At 37.4% G+C, this 26,311-nt stretch carries 23 protein-coding genes; 7 read left to right on the top strand and 16 right to left on the bottom strand.

Annotated elements, in window-relative coordinates:
• Positions 1–113: 113 nt before the first annotated feature.
• From fabF to yceD, 7 genes are all read right to left on the bottom strand, one after another.
• Positions 114–1,352: a beta-ketoacyl-ACP synthase II gene (fabF, locus tag CPS_RS10240; protein ID WP_011043113.1), complete on the bottom strand. Its 1,239-nt coding sequence runs from the start codon at positions 1,350–1,352 to the stop codon at positions 114–116.
• Positions 1,353–1,775: 423 nt separating this feature from the next.
• Positions 1,776–2,009 (bottom strand): acyl carrier protein, encoded by a 234-nt coding sequence (gene acpP, locus CPS_RS10235; RefSeq protein ID WP_011043112.1) that lies wholly within the window; start codon positions 2,007–2,009, stop codon positions 1,776–1,778.
• A 160-nt stretch (positions 2,010–2,169) separates the two neighbouring features.
• Positions 2,170–2,916, bottom strand: a complete 747-nt coding sequence (fabG, locus tag CPS_RS10230; protein ID WP_011043111.1) for a 3-oxoacyl-ACP reductase FabG — start codon at positions 2,914–2,916, stop codon at positions 2,170–2,172.
• Between the two features lie 111 nt (positions 2,917–3,027).
• Positions 3,028–3,972 carry an ACP S-malonyltransferase gene (fabD, locus tag CPS_RS10225; protein WP_011043110.1) on the bottom strand — a complete coding sequence of 315 codons (945 nt, stop codon included), beginning with the start codon at positions 3,970–3,972 and terminating at the stop codon, positions 3,028–3,030.
• A gap of 304 nt (positions 3,973–4,276) precedes the next feature.
• Positions 4,277–5,326: a phosphate acyltransferase PlsX gene (gene plsX / locus CPS_RS10220; protein WP_011043109.1), complete on the bottom strand. Its 1,050-nt coding sequence runs from the start codon at positions 5,324–5,326 to the stop codon at positions 4,277–4,279.
• 40 nt (positions 5,327–5,366) lie between these two features.
• A complete protein-coding gene (gene rpmF / locus CPS_RS10215) occupies positions 5,367–5,537 on the bottom strand; it encodes a 50S ribosomal protein L32 (protein WP_011043108.1) in 171 nt (56 codons plus the stop codon).
• 48 nt (positions 5,538–5,585) lie between these two features.
• Positions 5,586–6,098: a 23S rRNA accumulation protein YceD gene (gene yceD / locus CPS_RS10210; protein WP_011043107.1), complete on the bottom strand. Its 513-nt coding sequence runs from the start codon at positions 6,096–6,098 to the stop codon at positions 5,586–5,588.
• A gap of 466 nt (positions 6,099–6,564) precedes the next feature.
• Between yceD and CPS_RS10205 the strand changes: the two genes are divergently transcribed.
• Positions 6,565–7,167: a Maf family protein gene (locus CPS_RS10205; protein WP_011043106.1), complete on the top strand. Its 603-nt coding sequence runs from the start codon at positions 6,565–6,567 to the stop codon at positions 7,165–7,167.
• Positions 7,168–7,239: 72 nt separating this feature from the next.
• Here CPS_RS10205 and CPS_RS10200 read toward each other — a convergent pair whose 3' ends face one another.
• A complete protein-coding gene (locus tag CPS_RS10200; protein ID WP_041736896.1) occupies positions 7,240–7,902 on the bottom strand; it encodes an HAD-IA family hydrolase in 663 nt (220 codons plus the stop codon).
• A 5-nt stretch (positions 7,903–7,907) separates the two neighbouring features.
• Positions 7,908–8,990 carry a 23S rRNA pseudouridine(955/2504/2580) synthase RluC gene (rluC, locus tag CPS_RS10195; protein WP_011043104.1) on the bottom strand — a complete coding sequence of 361 codons (1,083 nt, stop codon included), beginning with the start codon at positions 8,988–8,990 and terminating at the stop codon, positions 7,908–7,910.
• Between the two features lie 691 nt (positions 8,991–9,681).
• Here rluC and rne point away from each other — a divergent pair.
• The 3 genes from rne to CPS_RS10180 all read left to right on the top strand — a co-directional run bounded on the left by rne (position 9,682) and on the right by CPS_RS10180 (position 14,524).
• Positions 9,682–12,696, top strand: a complete 3,015-nt coding sequence (rne, locus tag CPS_RS10190) for a ribonuclease E (RefSeq protein WP_011043103.1) — start codon at positions 9,682–9,684, stop codon at positions 12,694–12,696.
• A gap of 371 nt (positions 12,697–13,067) precedes the next feature.
• A complete protein-coding gene (locus CPS_RS10185; RefSeq protein ID WP_011043100.1) occupies positions 13,068–13,499 on the top strand; it encodes a DUF4339 domain-containing protein in 432 nt (143 codons plus the stop codon).
• An 83-nt stretch (positions 13,500–13,582) separates the two neighbouring features.
• Positions 13,583–14,524 (top strand): DUF4339 domain-containing protein, encoded by a 942-nt coding sequence (locus CPS_RS10180; protein ID WP_011043099.1) that lies wholly within the window; start codon positions 13,583–13,585, stop codon positions 14,522–14,524.
• A 119-nt stretch (positions 14,525–14,643) separates the two neighbouring features.
• Here the strand turns inward: CPS_RS10180 and CPS_RS10175 are convergent, their stop codons facing one another.
• The 4 genes from CPS_RS10175 to zwf all read right to left on the bottom strand — a co-directional run bounded on the left by CPS_RS10175 (position 14,644) and on the right by zwf (position 19,459).
• Complete coding sequence (locus tag CPS_RS10175) at positions 14,644–15,291, bottom strand: bifunctional 4-hydroxy-2-oxoglutarate aldolase/2-dehydro-3-deoxy-phosphogluconate aldolase (protein WP_011043098.1); 648 nt, start codon at positions 15,289–15,291, stop codon at positions 14,644–14,646.
• Between the two features lie 122 nt (positions 15,292–15,413).
• On the bottom strand, positions 15,414–17,228 hold the full coding sequence (gene edd, locus CPS_RS10170; RefSeq protein WP_011043097.1) for a phosphogluconate dehydratase: 1,815 nt from the start codon (positions 17,226–17,228) through the stop codon (positions 15,414–15,416).
• 63 nt (positions 17,229–17,291) lie between these two features.
• Positions 17,292–17,987, bottom strand: coding sequence for a 6-phosphogluconolactonase (gene pgl / locus CPS_RS10165; protein ID WP_011043096.1), 696 nt, complete (start codon positions 17,985–17,987; stop codon positions 17,292–17,294).
• A gap of 2 nt (positions 17,988–17,989) precedes the next feature.
• Positions 17,990–19,459: a glucose-6-phosphate dehydrogenase gene (gene zwf, locus CPS_RS10160; RefSeq protein ID WP_011043095.1), complete on the bottom strand. Its 1,470-nt coding sequence runs from the start codon at positions 19,457–19,459 to the stop codon at positions 17,990–17,992.
• A 451-nt stretch (positions 19,460–19,910) separates the two neighbouring features.
• Here zwf and CPS_RS10155 point away from each other — a divergent pair, with 451 nt between their 5' ends.
• Entirely contained in the window at positions 19,911–20,759 is an 849-nt protein-coding gene (locus CPS_RS10155) for a MurR/RpiR family transcriptional regulator (protein WP_011043094.1), read from the top strand.
• A gap of 95 nt (positions 20,760–20,854) precedes the next feature.
• On the top strand, positions 20,855–22,306 hold the full coding sequence (gene pyk, locus CPS_RS10150; RefSeq protein ID WP_011043093.1) for a pyruvate kinase: 1,452 nt from the start codon (positions 20,855–20,857) through the stop codon (positions 22,304–22,306).
• 105 nt (positions 22,307–22,411) lie between these two features.
• Here the strand turns inward: pyk and CPS_RS10145 are convergent, their stop codons facing one another.
• From CPS_RS10145 to CPS_RS10135, 3 genes are all read right to left on the bottom strand, one after another.
• A complete protein-coding gene (locus CPS_RS10145) occupies positions 22,412–23,254 on the bottom strand; it encodes a LytR/AlgR family response regulator transcription factor (protein ID WP_011043092.1) in 843 nt (280 codons plus the stop codon).
• A gap of 65 nt (positions 23,255–23,319) precedes the next feature.
• Positions 23,320–24,396 (bottom strand): sensor histidine kinase, encoded by a 1,077-nt coding sequence (locus CPS_RS10140; protein ID WP_011043091.1) that lies wholly within the window; start codon positions 24,394–24,396, stop codon positions 23,320–23,322.
• A 258-nt stretch (positions 24,397–24,654) separates the two neighbouring features.
• Complete coding sequence (locus tag CPS_RS10135; protein ID WP_011043090.1) at positions 24,655–25,005, bottom strand: HIT domain-containing protein; 351 nt, start codon at positions 25,003–25,005, stop codon at positions 24,655–24,657.
• Between the two features lie 177 nt (positions 25,006–25,182).
• Here CPS_RS10135 and CPS_RS10130 point away from each other — a divergent pair, with 177 nt between their 5' ends.
• Complete coding sequence (locus CPS_RS10130) at positions 25,183–26,250, top strand: succinylglutamate desuccinylase/aspartoacylase domain-containing protein (RefSeq protein WP_011043089.1); 1,068 nt, start codon at positions 25,183–25,185, stop codon at positions 26,248–26,250.
• Positions 26,251–26,311 lie beyond the last annotated feature (61 nt).

Raw genomic sequence — 26,311 nt, 5'->3', positions numbered from 1 at the left:
TAAAAAAGCCTGAAGACTTCCTCCGCATAGAGGTTAGTATTCAGGCTTACTCATTACTTTTCAAGTGGTTTACATTAATTGTGAATAACTAATCAAAAGTAAACTAGAACAAACTAAATCTTCTTAAAGATTAATGAGCCGTTAGTACCACCAAAACCAAACGAATTACAAAGTACATATTCAAGTTCAACATCACGTGCTGCACCAGCAATATAATCTAGATCACAACCTTCATCAGGGTTATCTAAATTTATCGTCGGTGGAACTTGCTTATTCACTAGTGCTTGGATACTGAAAATAGCTTCAATAGCTCCTGCAGCGCCTAACAAATGTCCAGTCATAGACTTGGTAGAACCCATCATTACATTCTTTGCACCAGCACCAAATACAGTCTTAACCGCATTAGTTTCAGCCATATCACCGGCTTGTGTAGAAGTACCGTGGGCATTAATGTAACCAATTCTACTAATATCTACTTTCGCATCATTAATAGCATTTTGCATAGCACGCGCTGCGCCATCACCATTTTCAGGTGGTGAAGTCATATGGTAAGCATCACCGCTCATACCAAAACCAACTAGCTCAGCATAAATTTTTGCGCCACGGGCTTTTGCATGTTCATATTCTTCAACAACGATAACACCAGCACCATCACCAAGAACAAAACCATCACGATCTTTGTCCCAAGGACGAGATGCCGCTTCAGGGTCATCATTTCGACGAGATAAAGCGCGAGCAGCACCAAAGCCGCCCATGCCTAGTGTTGTGGACGCTTTTTCAGCACCTCCGGCAACAACTGCGTCGGCATCTCCGTAAGCAATCATACGGGCAGCATGGCCAATATTATGCACGCCACTCGTACACGCTGTAGTTATGGCAATATTAGGACCTTGCAGGCCAAACATTATTGATAAGTGACCCGCAATCATATTGATAATGGTTGAAGGCACAAAAAATGGCGATAACTTACGAGGATTACCTTCGGCTTTGATTAGCTTGTTATGATTTTGTTCAATTAAGCCTAAACCGCCAATGCCAGAGCCAATAGCAACACCAATACGTGGTGCATTTTGCTCAGTAACTTCAAGACCTGAGTCTTTAAAAGCTTGTACGCCCGCTGCAATACCATATTGAATAAAAAGATCCATTTTTTTGGCTTCTTTTCGTTCCATATAATTCTGGGCATCAAAGTCTTTTACTAAACCAGCAAATTTAGTGGGGTAATCTGTGGTATCAAAATGATCAATATTACCTATACCACTTTTACCAAGTAGCAGGTTTTGCCATGTTTCTTCTGCGGTGTTGGCTAATGGGCTAAGCATGCCAATGCCAGTTACTACTACACGTCTCATAACAGAGCGGCCTCCGAAAAATTAAATGTATTATACCAATCGTACTAATTTATTGATCACTTAGCGAGAATTAAAAGGCTTAGAGGTAAGGCATTGATTGAAGAGAATAGTTATTCCCTTGTCAAAATCAATAACGTCGCATGCAAGCCTTTTAAACTTGTCCTTCGGAAGCTCATTAGCGAACTGATAACATCACAAAACAAATGAAGTATAGACTTACTATAAGTTAACTCATTTTTCTTGTTTTAAGCTCGCTAATACAGCTCTAAGCTGGCCAGTAAATTAATATGAAGGTATTACTCAATGATAGTCTTCTATTGAATAATATCGTCATCTTATAGATAAAAAAAAAGCGGTCACTTACAATTAAGTATACCGCTTTTATTATTTTACTAAGCTCGATAATATCGAACTTATTAACAATTACTGGTTAGCAGTAACGTAATCGATTGCTGCTTGAACTGTTGTGATTTTTTCAGCTTCTTCGTCAGGAATTTCAGTATCAAATTCTTCTTCTAACGCCATAACTAATTCAACAGTGTCTAATGAGTCAGCACCTAAGTCATCAACAAATGATGAATCAATTTTTACTTCTGCTTCACTAACACCTAACTGTTCAACTGTGATTTTTTTTACGCGTTCTTCGATATTACTCATTTTATTTCCTTTACTGAAAGTGCATTTTTTCAAATTGCGTGTAGTGTATTCGTCAACAGCTTGCCTTGCAAGCAACTAATTCACTTTTTTAAGCTGGTCTAACCTGTTGAAGTATTGAAAAATATGATTAAAAAACAATGTAAGCCTTAAAAATCAAGGCTTACACCATATACATGCCACCATTAACGTGGATTGTCTCACCCGTAACATAAGCTGCGGCATCTGATGCTAAAAAAGCGACAGTACTAGCAATTTCTTCTGGTTTACCTAAACGATTCGCAGGAACCTGTGAAAATATACCTTCTTTTTGTTCATCTGTTAACGTTTGTGTCATATCTGTATCGATAAAGCCAGGTGAAACAGTATTTACAGTAATACCACGAGAAGCAACTTCACGTGCTAAGGCCTTAGTGAAACCTAATAAACCCGCTTTAGCTGTTGCATAGTTAACTTGGCCAGCATTACCCATGGTACCTACAACAGAGCCAATATTGATGATACGGCCTGTACGTTTCTTCATCATAGGACGAATAGCAGCTTTGCTTACTTTAAAAACAGACGTTAAGTTAGTTTCAATAATGTCTGACCACTCATCATCTTTCATACGCATAAATAAATTATCACGGGTGATACCAGCATTATTTACTAGAAATATCATGGAACCATGTGCTTCTTTAATAGCTACAAACATTTCAGCGATAGATTCATCACTTGTCACGTTTAGCACCAACCCCATACCACTACCGTTATCAGCAGTTAAATACTTAGTTATGTTATTAGCACCATTTTCTGATGTCGCGGTACCAATTACCGTTGCACCCAATGACTGTAATTGTGTAGCTATTGCTTTACCAATACCACGACTTGCGCCAGTAACTAAAGCGACTTTACCTTCTAAAGAAAACATATTCTTACCTGCTCTTTTTATTTTATAACGTTACCTTGTTCAATAAGGTAACGAATCATTTATATTAAATTATTTCATCTTACTAAAATATAATCGTTTACTTAACAACGGTTAGATTTCACTAGTCACTAAATCTTTTGCTTGCTGCAATGAATCCATTGTATTGAAACTAACACTGCGTAGTGATTTATTTATACGCTTATTCAAGCCTTGTAATACTTTACCTGGACCTACTTCAACCACTTTTTCTATACCGTCATTTGCTAGCAAACTAATAGTTTCGCTCCAACGTACAGGCGAATATAATTGCTTAACTAATGCAGCTTTTATTGCTTCACCTGCGATCTCTTCAGCGACATCCACATTATTTACAACGGCAATTTTCGGCTGGTTAAAAGTGATACACTCCAGCTCTATAGCCAATTTAGCTGCAGCATCACTCATTAAAGCACAATGTGATGGTACGCTCACTGGCAATGGTAAAACACGTTTTGCCCCTGCGGCTTTACAAAGCACTCCAGCACGCTCAACAGCTTCTTTATGACCCGCAATAACAACCTGACCTGGAGAATTAAAATTAACCGCTGAAACAACTTGCGTTTCCATTGCTTCATTACAGGCATTAATAATATCTTCATCAGCTAAGCCAATAACAGCTGCCATGGCGCCAACACCTGCCGGAACACAGGCTTGCATGAATTCACCACGTTTTTCAACTAATACTACCGCGTCACTTAGGGAAAACACACCGGCACACACTAGTGCTGAATATTCACCTAAACTGTGGCCAGCCATAATATCAGGGGTCACAGTCGACTCTGCTTGCCAAACACGCCATAAAGCAACACTAGCCGTTAACAATGCTGGTTGAGTAAAGTTAGTTTGATTTAGTTTTTCTGCTGGACCTTCGTTAACTAATTGCCATAAGTCATAACCTAAGGCTTTAGAGGCTTCTTCAAAGGTTGCTTGTACGATACTGTTTTCTGCAAAGTCACTGAGCATGGCAACAGTTTGTGAGCCCTGTCCTGGAAAAACGAATGCTAATTTATTTTGCATATTGATACTCTATTTAAATTTTTTGTTAATAAATAACCTGAACGCTACTTAATATAGATTTCTTTAGCAGCTACTTTACTGACTTCTTCGTTAAATTCACTTGTAATAGGCGAGCTATTAACACGTGAATTTGCCTTGAATTAAGAAAAAATGTCAAGTTAGCAATATTAAAGCAACTTAAGCATTATAATTCAATACATTAACGAACTCTTAAACTGAGTTCAGGTTAAACACGTTGATTTTAGTATTATTAGTTTAGAAAAAGATATTTTAGTAAAATTAATATTTACTAAATAAAGCATGGTTAGCGACAAGTAAAGCCGTGTTCTAATGAGGTTTTAATTTTCTCAGGAACTTGCCTTTCAACTTCTTTTACTGCTTCTTCTATTGCGGATAAAAAAGCACTTGAATTGGCATTACCATGACTCTTAACTACTATACCGCGTAATCCTATCAAACTTGCGCCATTGTACTGGTCGGGGTTCATGGTTTTAAACAGTTTTTTAAAGCTTGGTTTAAGTAATGAGCCAAATAATTTAGCCACTAAGCTAGCACTAAAAGCAGTTTTCGATTTCTCATAAACTAACCGGGCAACACCTTCACAGGTTTTTAATGCAACATTACCAACAAAACCATCACAAACAATAACATCGGCTTTATTGGAAAAAATATCGCTACCTTCAATGAAGCCTACATAGTTGATATCTTTATTCTCGGTTAATTCAAGTGCTGCAAGTTTTATATGGTCACTACCTTTAATTGCTTCTTCACCCATATTAAGTAAAGCAACGCGTGGTTTATTAATACCATCCACTTGCTCAGCCATGACTGAACCCATCACACCGAATTGGTATAATACATGGGAATCACAAAACACATTGGCGCCCAAATCAAGCATAAAAACATGTTTATCTTTATCATGGGTAGGTAATGATGAAATAAGTGCTGGGCGCTCTACTCCCGGTATATTTTTTAATACAAAATGTGCCATCGAAAATAAGGCCCCGGTGTTACCGGCACTTACACAAGCCTGTGCACGGCCTTCATGAACCAGATCAAGTGCTTTTCGCATTGATGAGTCTTTTTTGGTTCTGAGTGCAACAATGGGCTTATCCGACATTAAAACAACTTGAGAGGTCGGGAAAATACTTAACTGTTTATGAGTAGCTAAATTTTCTTTAGTGATTTCAAAATGAGCAAGAGTTTCTGTAATGATGATTTCATCACCACAAAGAATGAGGTGCAAATTTGGCTGATGACTTATAGCCGTGATTGCTGAAGAAATTGTTATAAGGGGGCCTTGGTCGCCCCCCATAACATCTAACGCGATGGTTAGATCTGTATTTAAGCTCAAACTAAGTAAGCCTAATACTTTACTTTAACGAAGTAATCGCTTAAACAGCGATTACTTTAACGCCTTTGTAAAAGCCATCAGCAGTTATGTGGTGACGACGATGCGTTTCACCTGATACTGGATCTACTGATAAGTTTTCCGGTGTTACTGCATCATGTGAACGGCGCATGCCACGTCTTGAACGAGACTTTTTGCTTTTTTGTACTGCCATGAGTTACTCCTAAATCGGTTATTAGTTAAATAGCTGTATGCTTATTAACTACTTGAATTGTTTTAATACATCAAATGGATTTGGCTTCTCAAGCTCTTCTGGCAACTCACCCCAAACTGAATCAGCATCAGCTGAACAATCTTGAATGTTGTGCCGTGGAATTAATGGGATCATGAGCATTAACTCTTCTTCCACTAATTCGCGTAAGTTTACTTCACCATTTTCATCTAATTCTACTACGTCATAATATGACGGGATTTTTTCAGCAGCTTCCTCATTTTTGGCAGGACTAAAAGTAAACTCTACTTCAAGTGACTGATCAAAATTTTCGTTACACCGCTGACAAGTTAATGCAACTAATGCCGATCCCGTACCTGACATTACTGTCAAACCACGTTCATCCACATCAAACTTAACACTTACTTGAACATGCTCGCTTCCGCTTTCGCATTCTGCAAGCAGTCTCGTCATATCCGCTAATTTAAATACACCTTTGCACACGAGTCTACGTTGCGCGCTACGGGATGGACTAATTGTTATTGGAAGTTTAAGATTCTGCATAAGGCGCGCATATTATAGTCCCTACAGGCAAGTGTCAAAAGAAAATTGCACTATTTTGTTTAAAAGCTCAAGATAGACTCAATATTAGCAATAATTGTATAATAATTGTTTGTTTCGACAACAATCGCTATGTAAATATACAATACCGCAAGTTAGCCTAAACAGATTAATTTATAGTTCGACTTAGCAATTGGGTAACTAGCTTATAATAAGCAACAACGTTAAGCATAGTTATTACTTCATTCATTTTGTGATGCTATCAGTTTACACTGAGCTCTATAAGCGGCTATTACCTAAGTAAGTAAAAAGGTTTATATGCTGCGCTATTAATGTTGAATAGAATACTATAACTATTCTATTCAACCAATACCTTCTTCTAAGTCTTTTAGGTCTCACTCAATACTCAATAACTTAGTTCAATGTGTCTTAAACTCTTTAGTAAAAGAATATATTTAAAAGGATAAATATGAAAACCTTAGTGCTTGGCTCTACTTCTCCGTTTCGTAAAACTATTTTAGAAAAACTCCAACTACCTTTTCACTGTGCAAAACCTAATGTTGATGAGACCGAACAAAAAAATGAATCTCCCCAAGCTTTAGTTGAACGCCTCGCAATAGAGAAAGCAAAAGCAGTTAGTTCAGAATATCCAAACGCTTTAATTATAGGATCGGATCAAGTAGCAGTATGCGAAGAAGAAATTTTAGGTAAACCTCATAATTTTGACAATGCTGTTGTTCAGTTAAATAAATTTAGTGGTAAAAGTATTACGTTCTATACCGGCCTATGTGTTTATGACAGTGAAAAAGATAAAACTATTGCTTTAGTGGAACCTTTTATCGTGCATTTTAATCAGCTGAGCCAAAAAGATATAGCAAACTATCTTAATGCTGAACAACCTTATAATTGTGCTGGTAGTTTTAAAAGTGAAGGTTTAGGTATTTGCTTATTTAGCAAACTTGAAGGTGATGATCCAAATACCTTAATAGGGTTACCTTTGATCAAGCTCGTGGGGCTATTAAAGCAACATGGTATCGATGTACTAGCTGAGCAAAGCAAACTGACTGTTTAACTGAATCACAAAGGTAAGTGCCCACCTATTAATATACGGGCACTTACCTCTTTTAAAATTGTTAAAGCACTATCAGTGTTCTACTACTGGTAATAATAACTGTTGTAACTCGATAAGGGAGTCAACAACGGCTATTGGTTGATAGTGGTTTAATATCTCTCGATCATGCACACCTAAGGTAATGCCTATTCTATCAATACCCGCTGCTTGAGCCATTTGCATATCATGATTAGTATCTCCAATCATAACCGCTTGCTCTGGCTCAACACTCAGCTCTGCTAATAAACTCAATAACATCTGTGGGTCAGGTTTAGAAAGTGCCTCATCTGCACAGCGTGACGCATGAAAGAAATGTTCAGTTTGGGTAGCCGAAAAGACTCGTTGTAAACCATCACGGCCTTTACCTGTTGCCACAGCTAACAATCTATTATTATCCTTAAGTGCTTTTAATAACGATAGAGCATCTTCAAATAAAGGTGCTGGAGTATTATCACCTTCAACATATTGAAATTTATATTGCTCAAGCAATGCTGTAGTTTGGCTTTGAGAAGCCCCCGGGAATAAGATATCAAGAGCTTTAGGTAAACTTAGGCCAATGATATCTTTTACACCCTTGACTGTAGGTATGGTTAACTGACAGTGATCGGCTGCCGCTTGCATTGATGACACAATACGAGCAATAGAATCCATCAAAGTGCCATCCCAATCAAAGATAACTAATTTGTACATCGCCATATGGATTACTCTTTAACTAACTTAGACAATAGTTTCTCTAAACTAGCTTCAAGCGGTGCTTCAATTTTTAATCGCTGCTCCGTGTTTGGATGAGTAAATTCAATACTCGCTGCATGTAAGAAAAGGCGTTTCAACCCTTTGCTTTTCATTTGCTCGTCAAACTCTTCATGACCATATTTTGCGTCCATAGCAATAGAGTGACCACTCGTTTGACAGTGAACTCGTATTTGATGTGTTCTTCCCGTTACAGGAAAAGCTCTCACCAGTGTTGCACCACGATAACGTTCCAACACTCTAAAACGTGTTTCAGACTCTTTTCCTAGTTGGTTATCGACAACTACCACTCGTTCGCCTGATTTCAAATCATTTTTCTTTAGTGCATCAGTAACGCGAGTTAACTTAGTCGGCCAGTGACCTTTCACTAACGCATGATAAAACTTTTGTACATTTTTATCACGAAACTGTTCATGCAAATGACGCAAGGTCGAACGCTTCTTGGCGACCATTAAGCAACCAGAGGTATCTCTGTCTAATCTATGGACGAGTTCTAACATTCGCGCTTCTGGTCTTAACGCACGTAGCGCTTCAATCAATCCAAAGCTTAAGCCGCTACCACCATGTACAGCCATACCTGATGGTTTATTGATAACAATTAATCGGTCATCTTCAAAAAGAATTTGTTTTTCTAGATTAGCTACTATGTGTAATCCCGTTGACACTGCATCTTTTTCTTCTGAAACTCTAATAGGAGCAATACGTACTTCATCATCGATAAGTAATTTATAAACAGGTTTGATCCGTTTTTTATTAACTCTTATCTCGCCTTTACGCATTAAACGATAAAGGTGACTTTTAGGAACTCCCTTAAGTGTTCTTAATAAAAAATTATCAATACGCTGCCCTGCATCTTCACTATCTATGGTAATAAAGCGTACTTTTGGCTTTTCAGGCTCAGGAGCGATTTTCTCTTGAACGGGTTTTTCAGGCGTGATTTTTTTCTGTTGGGGCTTTTTTACAACTGAGTGATGTTTGGTCTTTAATTTAATTTTAGGCACGTGATTGGCTTTTTGAGTCTTAGTTTCTTTCATGGCTGCAGTTTAACACACTTTATTTAGCTAATAATGTAATTAACTCCCTTTTTTGTTGGCTAAACACTAAGGATAGTGGGATAATAAAAGGGTTATTAGTTGATATTTAACGCTAACAGCGGATTAAGTAGCCATATGAAAGAATCATACAAGGCTAATCAACGTAACAATTTAACCTTAGAAGCTTTAAAGAGAGACGTAAGAGGCAAACTGCGGCCACATCTATATGCGAAAATTCATTTTATTAACTGCACCTATGAAGCGTTAAAAAAATAGAAAAAAGACATATTGATAGTACGGCCTATTGCATTAATTGACACAGTAAAGTATCACTTTTGATAATTTACCCGTTGTAGATTGTCAACGAAGCATAAACAGTTTTAACATTTTGATTTTAATTTGTTATTAGCCCAGCACCATAAAGCAATTATTATAAAATAATACCAGAGCAAATGCGCTGGTATTTTGCACAGCACACAGGCTGAGCACATAAAGAAATAAATTAGCATTGCCTATTTAAGTAAAAGGCGGTGATATAAAAAACAATCAGAATTTATAACAGCTTAACCTGGTTTTATGACAGGTTAACCGTGACAACCGTGAGGTTGACAAATTGCTGTTACCAGAAAAACAGATTGCTTTGTGTCCTAAGCAAATGGTGTGTTGTGACTAAAAATGAGTCCGACAAACTATGAAACGTATGTTAATTAACGCTACCCAATCAGAAGAATTGCGCGTAGCACTAGTAGATGGCCAAAAACTTTACGATTTAGATATTGAAAGTCCAGGTCACGAACAAAAAAAATCTAATATCTATAAAGCTAAAATCACACGTATTGAGCCTTCTCTAGAAGCTGCTTTTGTTGATTATGGTGCCGATCGCCATGGTTTCTTACCAATGAAAGAAATCGCACGTGAATACTTCCCTAAAGGCTATACATTTCAAGGCCGCCCTAACATTAAAGAAGTATTACACGAAGGCCAAGAAGTTATCGTTCAGATAGATAAAGAAGAACGTGGCCAAAAAGGCGCGGCTCTTACTACCTTTATTAGTCTTGCTGGTAGTTATTTAGTATTAATGCCAAACAACCCACGTGCTGGTGGTATTTCACGTCGTATTGAAGGTGATGAACGCACCGAGTTAAAAGCTTCGTTGAGCAAACTAGATTTACCTAAAGGCATGGGCTTAATTGTAAGAACTGCTGGCGTAGGTAAAGATTACGAAGAATTAAAATGGGATCTTAGTGTCCTTTTACATCACTGGCAAGCGATTAGTGATGCAGGCAAAAGTCGCCCTGCTCCTTTCTTAATTCATCAAGAAACCAACCTGATTTTACGTGCTATTCGTGACTATTTACGTCGTGATATTGGTGAAGTATTAATTGATCGTCCTAAAACGTTTGAAAGTGTTAAAAAACACATTGAGGTCGTTCGTCCTGACTTCTTAAATAAAATAAAGCTATATACCAGTGATGTACCTTTATTTACGCATTATCAAATTGAAACTCAAATAGAAACGGCCTTCCAACGTGAAGTACGCTTACCTTCTGGCGGATCAATTGTTATTGACCCTACTGAAGCAATGACTTCTATAGATATTAACTCAGCACGTGCAACTAAAGGTAGTGACATTGAAGAAACTGCCTTTAATACCAATTTAGAAGCTGCTGAAGAGATTGCTCGTCAACTTCGCTTACGTGATTTAGGTGGCTTGGTTGTTATTGACTTTATCGATATGACACCTGTTCGTCATCAACGTGAAGTAGAAAATAGAATGCGTGATTCAGTTCATCAAGATAGAGCACGTATTCAGCTTGGTAAAATCTCTCGCTTTGGTTTATTAGAGATGTCTCGCCAACGTTTACGTCCTTCAATTGGTGAAACAAGCCAAGGTGTATGTCCTCGTTGTAGTGGTACAGGTCATGTTCGTGGTGTTGAATCTTTAGCGTTATCTATATTACGATTAATGGAAGAAGAAGCGATAAAGGAAAATACGTTACATGTACAAGCACAAGTACCTGTACCTGTTGCAACCTACTTATTAAATGAGAAACGTCGCTCAGTGATGCATGTTGAAAAACATCATAATGTAAGAGTTTTGATCATTCCTAATCCACATATGGATACTCCGCAATACGAAGTTCTGCGTGTTAAAAATGATGAAACTATCGTAGAAGCAAGTTATGAATTACCGGTAAAGAAAGCTGAACTTGAAGAAGCTAAAATGCCTAAGTTTGATAAAGTTGCGGCTAAACGTGATGAACCTTTGATTCAAGGTATGACTTCACCAACACGTGCTCCTAAAGCCGATGAGTCGCCAGTAAAAGCGGAAATAACTACGGTATCCAAACAAACGAAACCTAGTGGATTCTTTGGTTGGTTAAAGAGCCTCTTTGTTGCTGAAGAAGTGGTTGAAGAAGTTAAAGAAGTAAGTACTACTCAACAACCTAAAAAACCACAAGAAAGACGTGGAAACCAGCAAGCTAAGCGTCGCAACAATCGTGGCAATAACCGTAACCGTAACGATCGTAATGGCGAAGATGCTACTAATCGTCCTATTCAAAAAGAAAATGAAGCAAGAGATACTCGTCCTAGTCGCGATGAAGAAGTCAATAAACCTAAGAGACAGCCTCGTAAAACTATCGCTGTTGATAAAGAAAAAGTTGTTAAAGAAGAGAAGAATACTGAACGTCGTCAACGTAGGAACAATCGTAAAAAAATACGTGTAACACCGACAGATAAAGTCATCGAAACAACTGAAAAATTAGCTGTAGTTAGTACCCCTGAAATTGAACAGGTTAATACTCCTGCTGTTGAGAATGTAGAGGTTGTAGCAACTAACGATGATAAACCACGTAATAGACGTTCTCCAAGACACTTAAGAGCAAATGGTCAACGTCGTCGTCGTAACAATGCTGAAAATAATTCTGAAGCTACACAACAGGATCAGGCATTAACGACTGAAAATATAACTACCGATGAGTCAGTAGAAGCACGTTATCCTGCAACTTCTGTTACTGAACAAGAAGTAGTGGTTACTTCAACTGAAGAAGTTGCGGTTGAAACAATTGCAGCAGCACCTGTTGAAACTAAAGCAGTTGAAACTGAAGCAGTTGAAACGGTTATTGATGTGCCGTTAAATGACACCAAAGAGCTTGATACAACGAAAACTGAAGAAGAAGTTTCCACAGCAGATGTTGCTGAGCAAGTGACTGAAGTTCAGCAAGAGTTGCCGTTAGAGCAAAAACAAGACGTTGTTGTAACGACAGAAGAATCTCCTGAAGTAAAAGAGGCGAATGCCGCCGCTCCAGTTGAAACGGATGTTACAAGTCCAGCTATTGAAACTGTTAAGCAAGAAACAGTAAATGATACTGCACCAGTTGCTAAAAGCGTTGAAGTTGCGGAAACTGTTATTGCAACGCAAGAAGATAAAGTTGTAGCTCCTAAGCCTGCTAAGAAAGCATCCTCTGCAGTCAAGAAAGCCGCACCTAAAGATAAAAAGTTAGCAAGACAAGTTAAAAAAGCTAACCGTCTATCTGGCCATGCAAAAGCACCAATGACTAAAACAGAAACAATCACGACTATTAAAGATATACCAACAAACTTTATGGCTGACAGTGAACGACATGTTCATCAGTCGTCAGGTAGAACAGCTATTATTGCTGATGTGGTAAATCGTAGTAGTGCGCAGGCAACTAAGCCATAGAATAAACGTACGTTAAACTTAAAAAGCCAGTTATAAAAATTATAACTGGCTTTTTTTTGTCTGAATTTCACCTGATTTTGATAAAGACTCTTAATTAAGGCCGAGTAAGATAATTCATACAAAATTTTGTTAATTCATATTTTAAATCATGCTATTTATAATAGCGCATCAGCATAACAAATCATTTATCTTATGATCAGGAAACGCTATACAAGGCTATAACTTATCATTAACAAAATAGCTTGACTGTTGCCTTAGGCTGGCGTTAAATGGTGGGTAGTTGAAAACTCGCTGTTTATAAATAAGATCAGGCATTATCGTTACTTAATTTAATAGTGACGTAATAGATTTAAAAGAGAGTAATAATTATTATGAAAAAATGGTTTTTTTCAGACAATGGTAAAGTAACAGGTCCTTTAGAGTTAAAAGAATCAAATGAATTAGTTTCAAAGAATCCTGATTTATATGCCTGGCATCCTTCATATACGCATTGGGTTCCTGTTAGTTGTATTGATGAATTTGAAGTATCAATGACACCACCACCTCCTCCAATAGAGATCCCAAAAGATCTGATTGATGGTTTAATTGGAGAAGAAAAAGAATTAATTACAACATTAGACCGTATTGATAAGACTATAAAAATCACTTCAGATTCTTTATATGAAATAGATGCTGAGTTAGATAATTATGGCCAAATTGCTCATAACTTAACTGAAGAAGTTAGAGCGGTAGTTAAGACAATTGAAGAGCAATATGCGGCTTTACAGAAAAATCTAGCTAACGTAATTAAAACGGATTATTAATCACTACTCGTTGGTTACTTACCCGCTAAGTGGTTCATCATATTAATTATATAAACTAAAGTTCACAGATAAGAGTATTTACGATGAAAAAATGGTTTTTTTCAAATAATGGCGAAGTAACTGCCCCATTCGACTTAGACGGGGCAAAAGATTATTTAGCGAGTAACCCAAATGTATATGGCTGGCACCCTTCATTTACTCAATGGAAACCCGTCAATTGTATTAGTGAGTTTGCCGATATATTACCAGTTACAGTGCAGGCTCCGTTAATTCCAAAAGAAATTTCTGACAAATTCATAGCTAAAAAGCAACGCTTAGTATCAAAGTTGGCCTCAATTGACGATAGTATTAACCATAGTCAGTCATCTCTAGGTAAATTTGAAAAACAAATTGAAGACTATAAAACCTTAACACAAAACTTAAATGATAATGTCAAAGATGCTATTGATAATATTGAGAAAAAACATAAAGGCTTAAACCGAAAGTTATCACAAGTTAAAGATGCTGTGCATATAGCAGGAAAAGAAATGACTGAAGTTGTCGACGACTTTGATCGAAGAATGAGCTCTAATGACATCTTTATGCCCTCTTGTAAACCAAGTGCACTAGCGATGCAAGACATCAGCACTAGTGAAAGTGATGAAGCACAAATTAGTAAATCTAAGCTGGCTCAAGAAAAGCTAGCAACACCTCATAAGCGTGTTGATATAGAAGAAGCCAAAGCAGAACAACCAATTGAAACTGTAAAAGCTACACCTGTACCAGATAAAAAAATAACACCACCTGACGTTGATATCCAATACGGTAATCGAATGACAGTTGACGTTGATCTTGGTAATAGAATGGCTGCTGAAAGTATCAACAGTATGAAGAACATGATGAAATCTGTCTTCAAAGGTGACAAAAAAGTAGAGAAAGCGAAGAAGCCTGAAAAAGTGGAAGTCAAAACAGTGGAAGTCAACAAAAGCAATGATCAACCATTATCAATGGCTGAACGTTTAAAAATGGCACAAAACAACCACTAAAAACATTACTGTCATCTTTATAGCTAGTTCTATAATAACCAAAAAAAGGCCAGTCATTATTTTAATGACTGGCCTTTTTTATGTTCATTAACGAGTAATAAGTTAAATTATCACAAGGTCTATTTTACATGTGCTAATGCTTGGTTAGCTAATTTGGTGATTTCAGACCAATTTTTGTTTTCTACAATACTATTTGAAACTAACCATGAACCACCACAACAAACAACATTCGGTAAAGCCAAATAATCACGCACATTACCTAGGTTTATACCGCCTGTAGGGCAAAAACGAATATCAGGGAAAGGCCCACCAATTGATTTAATAGCATTAACGCCACCCGAAGCTTCTGCAGGGAAAAATTTCAAATGGTCATAACCATAATCTGCACCGTCCATAAGCTCAGAAATAGAAGATATACCTGGAATTAACGCAATTTTACCCTCATTACCCGCTTGTAATAAATCTTTTGTTAAACCTGGGCTGATAGCAAATTTAGCACCCGCATCATAAGACTGCTGCAATTGCTGACGGTTGGTAACTGTACCTGAGCCCACAATGGCTTCTGGTAATTCCTTTGCAATAGCACTGATCACTTCAAGTGCTGCCGACGTGCGTAAAGTTACTTCTAATACTTTAATGCCTGCAGTCAATAATGCTTCCGCAATCGGTAACGCCTCTTCAACGTTGTTGATTACTAATACAGGAACAATAGGCCCCATGTTGAAAAGGTCCTTTGGCATAATTTGCCAATTTTTTGATACTGTCATAATTCCTCTTTATTTTCTTGGCGATACTTAACCTAAAGGGTAAATAGTCGCTGAGTTCTTTATCTGGTTAATTATAAAAAGGAGTCAAATGCAACTCCTTAGTCGTTATCTGTTCTTATTGATTATGAATCGAATAACGAACACGCACCTGTTTCAGCTGAACTCAAATTACGACGCATAAAGCCAAATAGCTCACGGCCCATACCTTCATGATGACCATTTACTTGAAACTGAGCAACTTCACGTGAAGCTAATTCTTTTTCATCAACTAATAGAGTAAGTTCGCCAGTTTCGCCATCTACATTGATCATGTCGCCACTTTTAACTTTAGCAATTAAACCACCATCGAGTGCTTCAGGGCATAAATGAATGGCTGCAGGCACCTTACCTGAAGCGCCAGACATACGTCCGTCAGTAACGAGAGCAACTTTAAAGCCTTTGTCTTGAAGTACGCCTAACAATGGCGTTAATTTGTGTAATTCAGGCATGCCACGAGCTTTAGGGCCTTGGAACCTTACTACGGCAACAAAATCTTTTTCTAGCTCACCTGCGTCAAATGCAGTCTGTAATTCATGTTGGTCTTCAAAAACAACAGCAGGTGCTTTAATGACAAAGCTACCTTCTCGAAGTGATGACGTTTTAATAACCGAAACACCTAAATTACCTTTCATTACTCGTAAACCACCATGAGAACTAAATGGCTTAGCAACGGTTGCAATAATTTCATCATCAAGTGACTTTTCTACGCAATCAACCCACTTAAGCTCACCATTGTCTAAAACAGGTTTTTTGGTGTATCGAGTTAAACCGCGACCACAGATAGTTTCTACATCTTCGTATACTAGCCCACCTTCAATAAGTTCTCGGAATAATAACGCCATGCCGCCAGCTTCTTGAAATTGGTTTATATCCGCATGGCCGTTAGGGTATATGCGTGTTAATAATGGAACAGCTTCAGAAAGATCATTAAAGTCTTGGAAGTTAATAATAATGCCTGCCGCTTTAGCAAAAGCAATTATATGCATAGTCAGGTTAGTTGAACCGCCTGTCGCAAGTAACGCTACAATAGCATTAACTACCGAGCGTTCATCAACCATTTTCCCAATCGGCAGATAGTTACCCGATTGTTGCGTTAAACGAGTCGCTTGACGAGCAGCAGCTTTTGTTAATTCTTCACGAAGTTGTGTATTAGGGGCAATAAAAGATGCACCAGGTAAATGTAAGCCCATGACTTCAACCACTAACTGATTGGAGTTTGCGGTGCCAAAGAAAGTACAAGTACCTGCAGAGTGATATGACGCAGATTCAGCCTCAAGCAATGCGACTTCGTCCACTTCGCCTTTAGCATGTTGCTGACGAACGCGAGCTTTTTCCTTGTTTGGCAGACCTGAAGGCATAGGACCTGCTGGGATAAATACCGTCGGTAAATGACCAAATGTCATACTTGCGATCAGTAAGCCCGGTACTATTTTATCGCAGATGCCTAACATTAATGCACCGTCAAACATATTATGAGATAAACCAACAGCCGTTGACATTGCGATTACATCACGGCTCATCAAGCTTAAATCCATACCCGGCTGGCCTTGTGTAACACCATCACACATGGCAGGGACACCCGCAGCAAATTGTGCAACGCCACCAGCTTCTTTAACTGCCGCTTTAATTATGTCTGGATATGTCTGATATGGCTGATGAGCACTAAGCATATCGTTGTAAGCAGAAACAATAGCGATATCTGAATGATTTATGCCGCGTAATGATGACTTGTCATCCTTTCCACAAGCAGCAAAGCCGTGTGCTAAGTTACCACATGATAAACCGGCACGATGAACTGTGTCTGATTTTGCGGCATCAATTTTTGCTAAATATGCAGCACGAGTTTTAGTACTACGTTTTATAATTCTGTCGGTAATATCTACTATTTGCTGTTTCATTTATTCTCTCAACTTATATACTTTTAAATTTTGTCTAGTACTTAAACTTATTTGACAAGTGAGTTATGGTGCCCAAAAAATTTGAGTGTTTAAGCTAGGGTGTTGTAAAAATGCTCTGATAGGCATTTCAAACGGGTCATCGCCATTTAACACTTGCGTTAATACCGTCTTCTTTCCTTCGCCACAAGAGTGAAGGAAAATGTTTTTGCTGGTCATTAAACTGGCAAAAGTAAAGCTGATACGTTGATGCGGTGCCGTTTTAGGTTGAACTTTCAGTAGTGCTGCATCATTCGTCTCATCGAGACCAGAAGTGATTTGGTCGCTACATGGGAATAATGAAGCCGTGTGACCGTCTTCACCCATTCCTAAAATTAATACATCCAGTGGTAATAATATTTTACTTGCTGCCACGTTTAAATCTTCAAGGGTTTCGTCTGTTAACTCATCACCTTGTTTAAGATGAAAAAACTTAGCTTTCTCAGCTTTGTTTTGTAGTAGGTTTTCATGTACTAAACGGGTATTACTTGCCTCACTATCGATAGGAACCCAGCGCTCATCAGCCAAAGTAATGGTTACCTTTGACCAATCAATATCACTTTGTGATAGCACACTAAAGAAACCTTTAGGCGTAGACCCCCCAGATACAGCAATGCTTGCTTTACCCTTCTCCTTGATCGCTTTAGCTAAAATATCACTTACAGTACTTGCTAGTTCATTATCTAAATCATTACGTGCGTTAAATTCCGTTAATTCATTCATAACTATTCTACCCACTGGCGATCATCACGCGCAATTAACGATATAGAAGAGACTGGTCCCCATGAACCTGCAGCATAAGGTTTAGGTGCTTCATTTGTTGTCTTCCAAGCTTCAATAATGCTATCAGCCCAGATCCAAGCCGCTTCAACTTCGTCTCGACTAACAAATAATGATTGATTGCCATTTAACACTTCTAACATTAAGCGCTCATAAGCATCAACAACACGCTCATCGTTATAAGTATCAGAAAAACTTAAATCTAATTTATTTTCTTGAATACGCATCTGTGAAGCAATACCGGGTATTTTATTCATCATTTGCAATTCAACCCCTTCATCAGGTTGTAAGCGAATGGTTAGTTTATTAGCGGGTAAATCGCTATAGCTGTCTTTGAAAATATTATGTGGCTGCTGCTTAAAATGTACCACTATTTCACTATGCTTCTTCGGCATACGTTTACCGGTACGAAGGTAAAATGGTACGCCTTTCCAGCGCCAGTTATCTATCTCTGCTTTTATCGCGACAAATGTTTCGGTATTACTATTTGCGTTAGCACCTTCCTCATTTAAATATCCGGGTACTGAAACACCATTTAAGAAACCGTCGCTATATTGTCCGCGAATTGCTTTATCTTTAATATTTTCTCGATTTATCGCTTTTAATGCTTTAACAACTTTCAGCTTTTCTGCACGAACACTCTCAGCGCTTAGGTCCGCTGGTGGTTCCATGGCCAAAAGAGATAGTATTTGCAATAGATGATTCTGTACCATATCGCGAAGTTGGCCTGCTTCGTCATAAAAGCCCCAACGTCCTTCAATACCAACACTTTCTGCTACCGTGATTTGCACATGATCGATACTATTTCGATCCCAGTTATTCGTGAACAATGAGTTGGCAAAGCGTAATACTAATAGGTTTAAGACTGTTTCTTTACCTAAATAGTGATCTATGCGGTAAGTTTGATTTTCTTTAAAATATTCAGAAACTTGATTGTTGATTTCAATAGAAGACTCTAGTGAGTGACCAATAGGTTTCTCCATCACAACACGATCAGCATCAGTAATTAAGTTCGCGTGGTGTAAACCCTTGCAAATATCTCCATATATAGCAGGTGGTGTCGAAAAGTAATAAACACGGGTATCGTTTCCACCGGCTAGCGCGTCATTTAATTTATTAAATGAACTGCTATCTTTGAATTCTAGTGCTTGATAAACCAAGCGATTAATAAAACGTGTAAGCACAGCTTCATCGATCGTTTCTTTAACATACTTATTTAAGTTTTCTACAACAACACTTTTAAATTCTTCAAGTGTATGGTCTTGTCTTGCTGCGCCAACAATTCGACTATCTTTATTGATTAAACCGCATACTTCTAATTGATATAATGCAGGTAGTAGCTTACGGCAAGATAAGTCACCCATAGCACCAAAAATAACAATTTCACTTGCTGATTGACAATCTAAATTACTCATAGAATTTCTCTTATATAAATTTATTGCTTTAATGTTACTTATATTTTTACTCATCCGTCAAAACACATGAGCTAACAGTAAAAATTGGTTGTAACTAAACTACATATAAGCCTAATTTAGCGCTTGTTTAGTCGACAGTAAAGAACTTTTTGTAATTTTACTACATAAATTCAAATTATATCTCTTTCTTTGTCTTTTAATGCATTATAGCAATTACCAGCGCCAAAACACCTAAGGCTACTGTGATAGCAGTATTACTTAAAGAAAATTACATTTTTATTTACTGATATTTACAGATCAAAACACTAATTTATGAAATAAAATTTCATTTTTTCTGTTCCTTACGCAGAAAATAAATTACAGTATAGACAAAATAGCCTATTATTTGACGCAAGCTATCATTGAAATATCGTTATAACTTTAGATAAATAAGCTCTAGGATCAGTCCATAATGAATATATTAGAAAAGATCACTAACGAACTAGACATGCTCAGCAAATCTGAGCGCAAAGTAGCAGAAGTTATTTTAGCGTCACCAAATACCGTTATTCACTCAAGTATTGCGGCACTTGCCAAGCAAGCCAATATTAGTGAACCAACCGTTAACCGTTTTTGCCGTCGATTAGACACCAAGGGTTATCCTGACTTTAAATTACATTTAGCACAAAGCTTAGCCAATGGTACGCCTTATGTTAATCGCCATGTAGATGAAAATGATACCGCTGATGAATATACCTCCAAGATATTTGAATCGACTATGGCTAGTCTTGAATTAGCACGTAAAAGTTTAGATGCTAATGATATCAATCGCTCTGTCGATGTTTTAACCCAAGCCAATAAAATCTCGTTTTTTGGTTTAGGGGCATCTGCCATTGTGGCTCATGATGCTCAAAATAAGTTTTTTCGCTTCAATGTCCCTGTTGTTTATTTCGATGACATATTAATGCAACGTATGAGTGCTATAAATAGTCGCCAAGGGGATGTAGTTGTCGTGATTTCCCATACAGGACGTACAAAGTCACTTGTTGAAGTGGCCAGTTTAGCGAAAGAAAACGATGCCACAGTAATAGGGATTACCACCACTGATACCCCACTTGCTAAAGAATGTAGCATAGTGCTTTCGGTTGATGTCAGTGAAGATACTGATCTTTATATGCCAATGTCGTCACGCATTGCGCAATTAGCTTTAATTGATGTTTTAGCGACAGGTTTCACTCTACGTCGCGGTAGTAAATTTAGAGATAACCTGAAAAAAGTAAAAGATAGTTTAAGGAGTTCACGCTTCGAGAGAAAAGATTAATGATTAGTCGCTGATGATTGACACTGTATTTCAATCATCATTAACACCAGCGATAAACCTATTTAGAACGTAATTAAAAATATAAGAGGATTAAAATGCCTAGAAGAACAAAAATTGTTGCTACCTTAGGTCCTGCAACAGACGATCGTGAAATTTTAAAAAATGTATTAGCTGCGGGTGTAAACGTAGTTAGACTTAATTTCTCTCACGGTATTCCACAAGATCATATAGATAGAGCCGACAATGTCAGAGCAATAGCAAAAGAATTAGGCGTTTATGTTGGTATATTAGGTGATTTACAAGGCCCTAAGATTCGTGTTTCTACCTTTAAAAATGGCCCAATTAAATTAGCCATTGGTGATAAGTTTGAATTAGATGCAACCTTAGAAAAAGGTGAAGGCTGTCAAGAAAAAGTGGGCATTGATTATAAAAAATTAGTACAAGATGTTAACACTGGAGACATTTTATTACTTGACGATGGCCGTGTACAATTAAAAGTATTATCTACCTCTGATAATTCGGTATTCACTGAAGTTACTGTTGGTGGCCCTTTATCAAATAACAAAGGTATTAACCGTCAAGGTGGCGGTTTAACTGCACCAGCCTTAACCGCTAAAGATAAAGAAGACATTAAATTAGCAGCAAAGATCAATGTTGATTTTCTAGCGGTTTCATTTCCTCGTGATGCAGCAGATATGCGTGAAGCACGTTTACTCGCGCAAGAAGCTGGCTGTGATGCTCGTTTGGTTTCTAAAATTGAACGTGCTGAAGCCGTTAATGATGACAAAATTCTTGATGGTATTATCTTAGCTTCAGATGTTGTTATGGTAGCCCGTGGTGATTTAGGCGTTGAAATTGGTGATGCGGCATTGGTTGGTAAGCAAAAGCATATTATCACTCGCTCTCGTCAATTAAATCGTGTAGTAATCACGGCAACACAAATGATGGAGACCATGATTGAGCAACCTATGCCAACACGTGCTGAAGTTATGGATGTAGCAAATGCCGTATTAGATGGTACTGATGCGGTAATGTTATCAGCAGAAACTGCTGCAGGTAAGTATCCTGTTGAAACAGTAACAGCAATGGCTAATGTTTGTGTTGGTGCGGAGCAGCATCGTTCAGTTAATATTTCAAACCATAGAATGGAACTGACTTTTAGTGAAGTGTCAGAAACAATTGCACTATCTGCTATGTACGCTGCAAACCATTTAGAGGGTGTTAAAGCGATTATATCTTTAACCGAATCAGGTCAAACCAGTAAGTTAATGTCACGTATCACTTCAGGTTTACCGATATTCTCATTATCTCGCCATCCAAAAACATTAAATAAAACCGCAATATACCGTGGTGTTTATCCGATTGAATTTGATTCAACTCACGTAAACAATGACAACTTATCTGATGAGATGTTAAAAGTGGTAAGTGGCAAGATTGAGTTAGCAGTAGGTGATAAACTTATTTTAACCCATGGTGATATGATGGAAACCGTTGGTGCTTCAAATACATTGAAAATTTTAACTATTTCTAAAAGACACCTTAAGTAATCTCAACATTATTTAAGAAACTCCCAGATAGTTAATGTTAAAAAGGCCATATGTTATCAACATATGGCCTTTTTTATTAGCTTAGAATCTTTATGAATAAAGTTATTAACTATTGACTGCTTGTTTTACTTTATCCTTATAACTACGACTCACTTTTAACTCTTTACCATTTTTCAATACTAAAAAGTATTCCCCATTTACTTGGCTACAAAATTTATCAATAATATTTTTATTAACTATGGTTGATCTATGATTACGAATAAATTGCTTAGGGTCTAAACAGGCTTCTAATTCTTTCATTGTTTTTCTGAGAATATAGGTATTTTCTTGTCTAGTATTTTGCTTAGTTTCTAAGGTATGTACACACATATAATCACCTGCGGCATCAATCCAAAGAATATCTTTTACAGAGACACGATTCACTTCGCCCGCATCTTTAATCGCTAAGACATCTGAATAGCTAGATAACGTTAATTCTTGATCATTGTCTAATTCGGTTAATATTTTCTGATAATCATTACCGGTAACGTCACTAACTAATCGAACCAGTTTCGATTTATGTGCCGTATCTGCACTGCTTTTAAAATAGTGTTGTATTTTATCAATAGTTTGCTCAAGCCTTTCTTCATCTGCTGGTTTTAATAAGTAATCCAGCGCGTGTACTTCAAAAGCTTTTAAAGCGTATTGATCAAAGGCTGTAACAAAAACAACGACAGGCATAGCTAAACCTTGCTCAATAATACTTTCTATTACCTGAAAGCCATTAAGTCCTGGCATTTGAATATCAAGAAACATGAGGTCAACTTGGTAAGCTCGTATCGCCTCTAATGCTTCTCTACCGTTACAGCACTGTTCAATAACATTAATATCATCATGCGCTCGTAAACGTATCGCTAAACCTTTACGAGCCAGCGGTTCATCATCAACGATAATGGTTGATAGTGACATATAAAATCCCTAATTAATTGGTTCTCATAAATGGTAACGGTACGCTCAGATCAGAAAACATAATTTTAGCTTAGCTGAAATGGCATACGTAGATTTACTTTAACACCAGTCGGCTGGTTATTGGAAACAACTAACGAAAATTTTTCATTATACAAAGCTTGTAAACGTTCGCGCGTATTAACTAAACCGACACCACTTTCACGATGTAAGTTTCCATTAATAATATCTGCACCGGGGCCATTATCGGCAACTTCTATCAATAAATCATCGGCAAAACGATTAACGGAAATAGTAATACTACCGCCCTGCTCTTGTACTGCAATCGCATGTTTAATTGCATTTTCAGCTAAGGGCTGCAAAATCATGCTGGGGACTAAGGCTTGCTGACAATTATCATTTATTTGAAAATCAAGTTGTAACCTATCTTCAAAACGGACTTGTTCGATAGCAAGGTACAACTGTAACGCTTGTATTTCAGATTCCAAGGTTACTTTCTTCATCGGGTCTTTATCAAGAGAATACCGTAAAAACTCACTGAGCTTAGTTACCATGGTATTTGCCGTTTTATTTTCTTCTATCAAAATAAGCGTTGAAATAGCATTGAGGGTATTAAATAGAAAGTGCGGGTTAAGTTGATAGCGCAACATTTTTAACTGCGCTTGATGAGCAACCGCATTTGCTTTTAAAACATTTTGTTTTTCTATCTGCAGCATTTGATAGTATTTACTACCAAAATATAGACCACTCCAACTTAAAATAATATAAAAAGACCCTAAGCTATTTTGAGTGTACATGAACCAAAATTCTGGCTCATAACCATGCTTATATATTTCCCAGTAGTTGATATTTTTAACTATTTGCCACAATACACCGGTGAAATAAGAGGAAAGAATGACTACTAAAGCAATCTTAATCGGGGGAAAGTTCCACGCTTTTCGATAAATATAACGCAGCGGTACAGTAAACAACCAACCGGCATAAGCATTCAGAAAGATAATTACTACGAAGATATCCCGCGAGTCATGTTGCAATGAGCCAAGATAATGCACAAAAGCAAAGCCAAACCAACCCGCGGTATGGGCTAGCCAAAATAGACGACTTCTATTTTCCAGTAATTCTTTCCAATTCACAAAAATAACCATTTAATTGATGCTATAACGAAGTATGCGCTAATAATAAAATGATTTCATTGTCTTTGACCTTAGTAATCTAGCGGCTTATCGCATACTTACTGTATAAAACAACCGATTTTTTCGCTGCAAAGACAACATAGCACCGAATGATTGACTGAATGATTGACCGAATGATTATTATGTAGACTATCACCGATTAATCGCCAATATCACCTATCTTAGATGGATTTTTGCCACTGCTAAGTAACACTATTTAAGGATATAAGCTTAGCAACACAGCATTGGTCCTAAAGGCTGGCCACCTAATAGATGCATGTGGATATGGTAAACTTCTTGCCCACCATCACTGTTACAATTGATAACTAAGCGATAGCCCTTTTCATCAATCCCCTCTTCTTTGGCAAGCTTTTTAGCAACAGTAATCATACGCCCTAAGGTTAATTCATCATCACTGGTGACATCATTAATAGTAGCTATGTGTTTATTAGGTACTATTAATATATGACTATCAACACGGGGGGCAACATCTCGAAAGGCAGTTACCAGTTCATCTTGGTATAACAAGGGTGTTGGAATTTCTTGACGAATAATTTTAGAAAATATGGTTTCTTCACTCATAGTAATATCTCTTTATAGGTTCTGGTTAATATACGAGTAGTTTACCGCCAAATAAATATAAATCACCTCTTTACTACAATTTATTGACCTTAATCAACATGGTAGTTACCGCAAGTGTGACATCCTTACCTCTCACAGAGGATATGCACATCAAACAAAAATTACTTAGGCAGCATCATGGATATAGATTTTAGCGAAATCAACTACTTAAAAGATCCGGCATGGCAAGATTTACATGCTGATTATGAACAATTTCTGCTATCAATGACAGGTCCAACGGTTATTGATGTATCAGGGAAGGATCAACAAAAATGTCGAGTATTTACTACCTTACTACATGGTAATGAGCCTTCTGGCATCATTGCTATGCATCGCTACTTAACGGAAGTATTACCGGAAGATAAACCTACAACAAATTTACGTTTTATTATCTGTTCGGTTGAAGCCGCTGCTAGTAAACCATTATTTAGCCAACGCTTTATCAAGGGGGGCATCGACATTAATCGTTGCTTCGGAAGGGATTGTTCATTTGAATGTCAAGATGTTGGGCAAACAGGTTATTGTCAACGAGCATCATTGATTGAACAAGCGATCAGAGAAGTTACTCCTGAAATGGTGATCGATCTTCACAACTCTTCAAGCTCTGGTCCTACGTTTGCAGTTAGCTCAGTCGTGACTACTGAAACATTGTCATTAGCATCACTTTTTTGTCAAACCTTAATTTTATCTGATTTGAATATGGGGTCGATAATGGAGCAAAATTTTGATTGCCCTTTTATCACTATTGAATGTGGCGGTTGCCAAGATGAGCAAGCACATGAAATTGCCTTTTCAGGTATTAGTCAAGTTGCCCAATGCGGGAATATTGGTTATATCCATCAAGAAAAACCAGTAGAAGTGATTTATCGTCCACTTAGATTGCAATTAAAGCCAGAAATCAAACTATCTTATGCTCAACATGATGAAGGTTATAGTGGCGTTACACTTAAAGACAATATTGAATGCTTCAACTTTGGTAGTGCTCATCAAGATGACATGATCGGCTGGATTGACGGTAATGGTCTTGATAATCTGCAGCTTATTGATAAAAGTGGTAAAAACGTGCTTGATCAATACTTTTATGCTCGAGAAAATCAATTAGTCTGCCTTCATAATCTACGTTTATTTAAGGCGACAACCAATAAAAATACGGCGATAAATGACTGCTTATTTTACGTTGTGAAGCTCTCTTCGCCTGAGATATAACTTATCAAATACTGCAGCCATGGCTACAAGTCTGATATTTTGCAGCTTTTATAAAATATTG

It is taken from the genome of Colwellia psychrerythraea 34H, from assembly GCF_000012325.1.
GTDB lineage: Bacteria > Pseudomonadota > Gammaproteobacteria > Enterobacterales > Alteromonadaceae > Colwellia > Colwellia psychrerythraea_A.
Note: the sequence above shows the minus strand (reverse complement) of the source record. Positions and strands in the feature narration are given on the sequence as shown.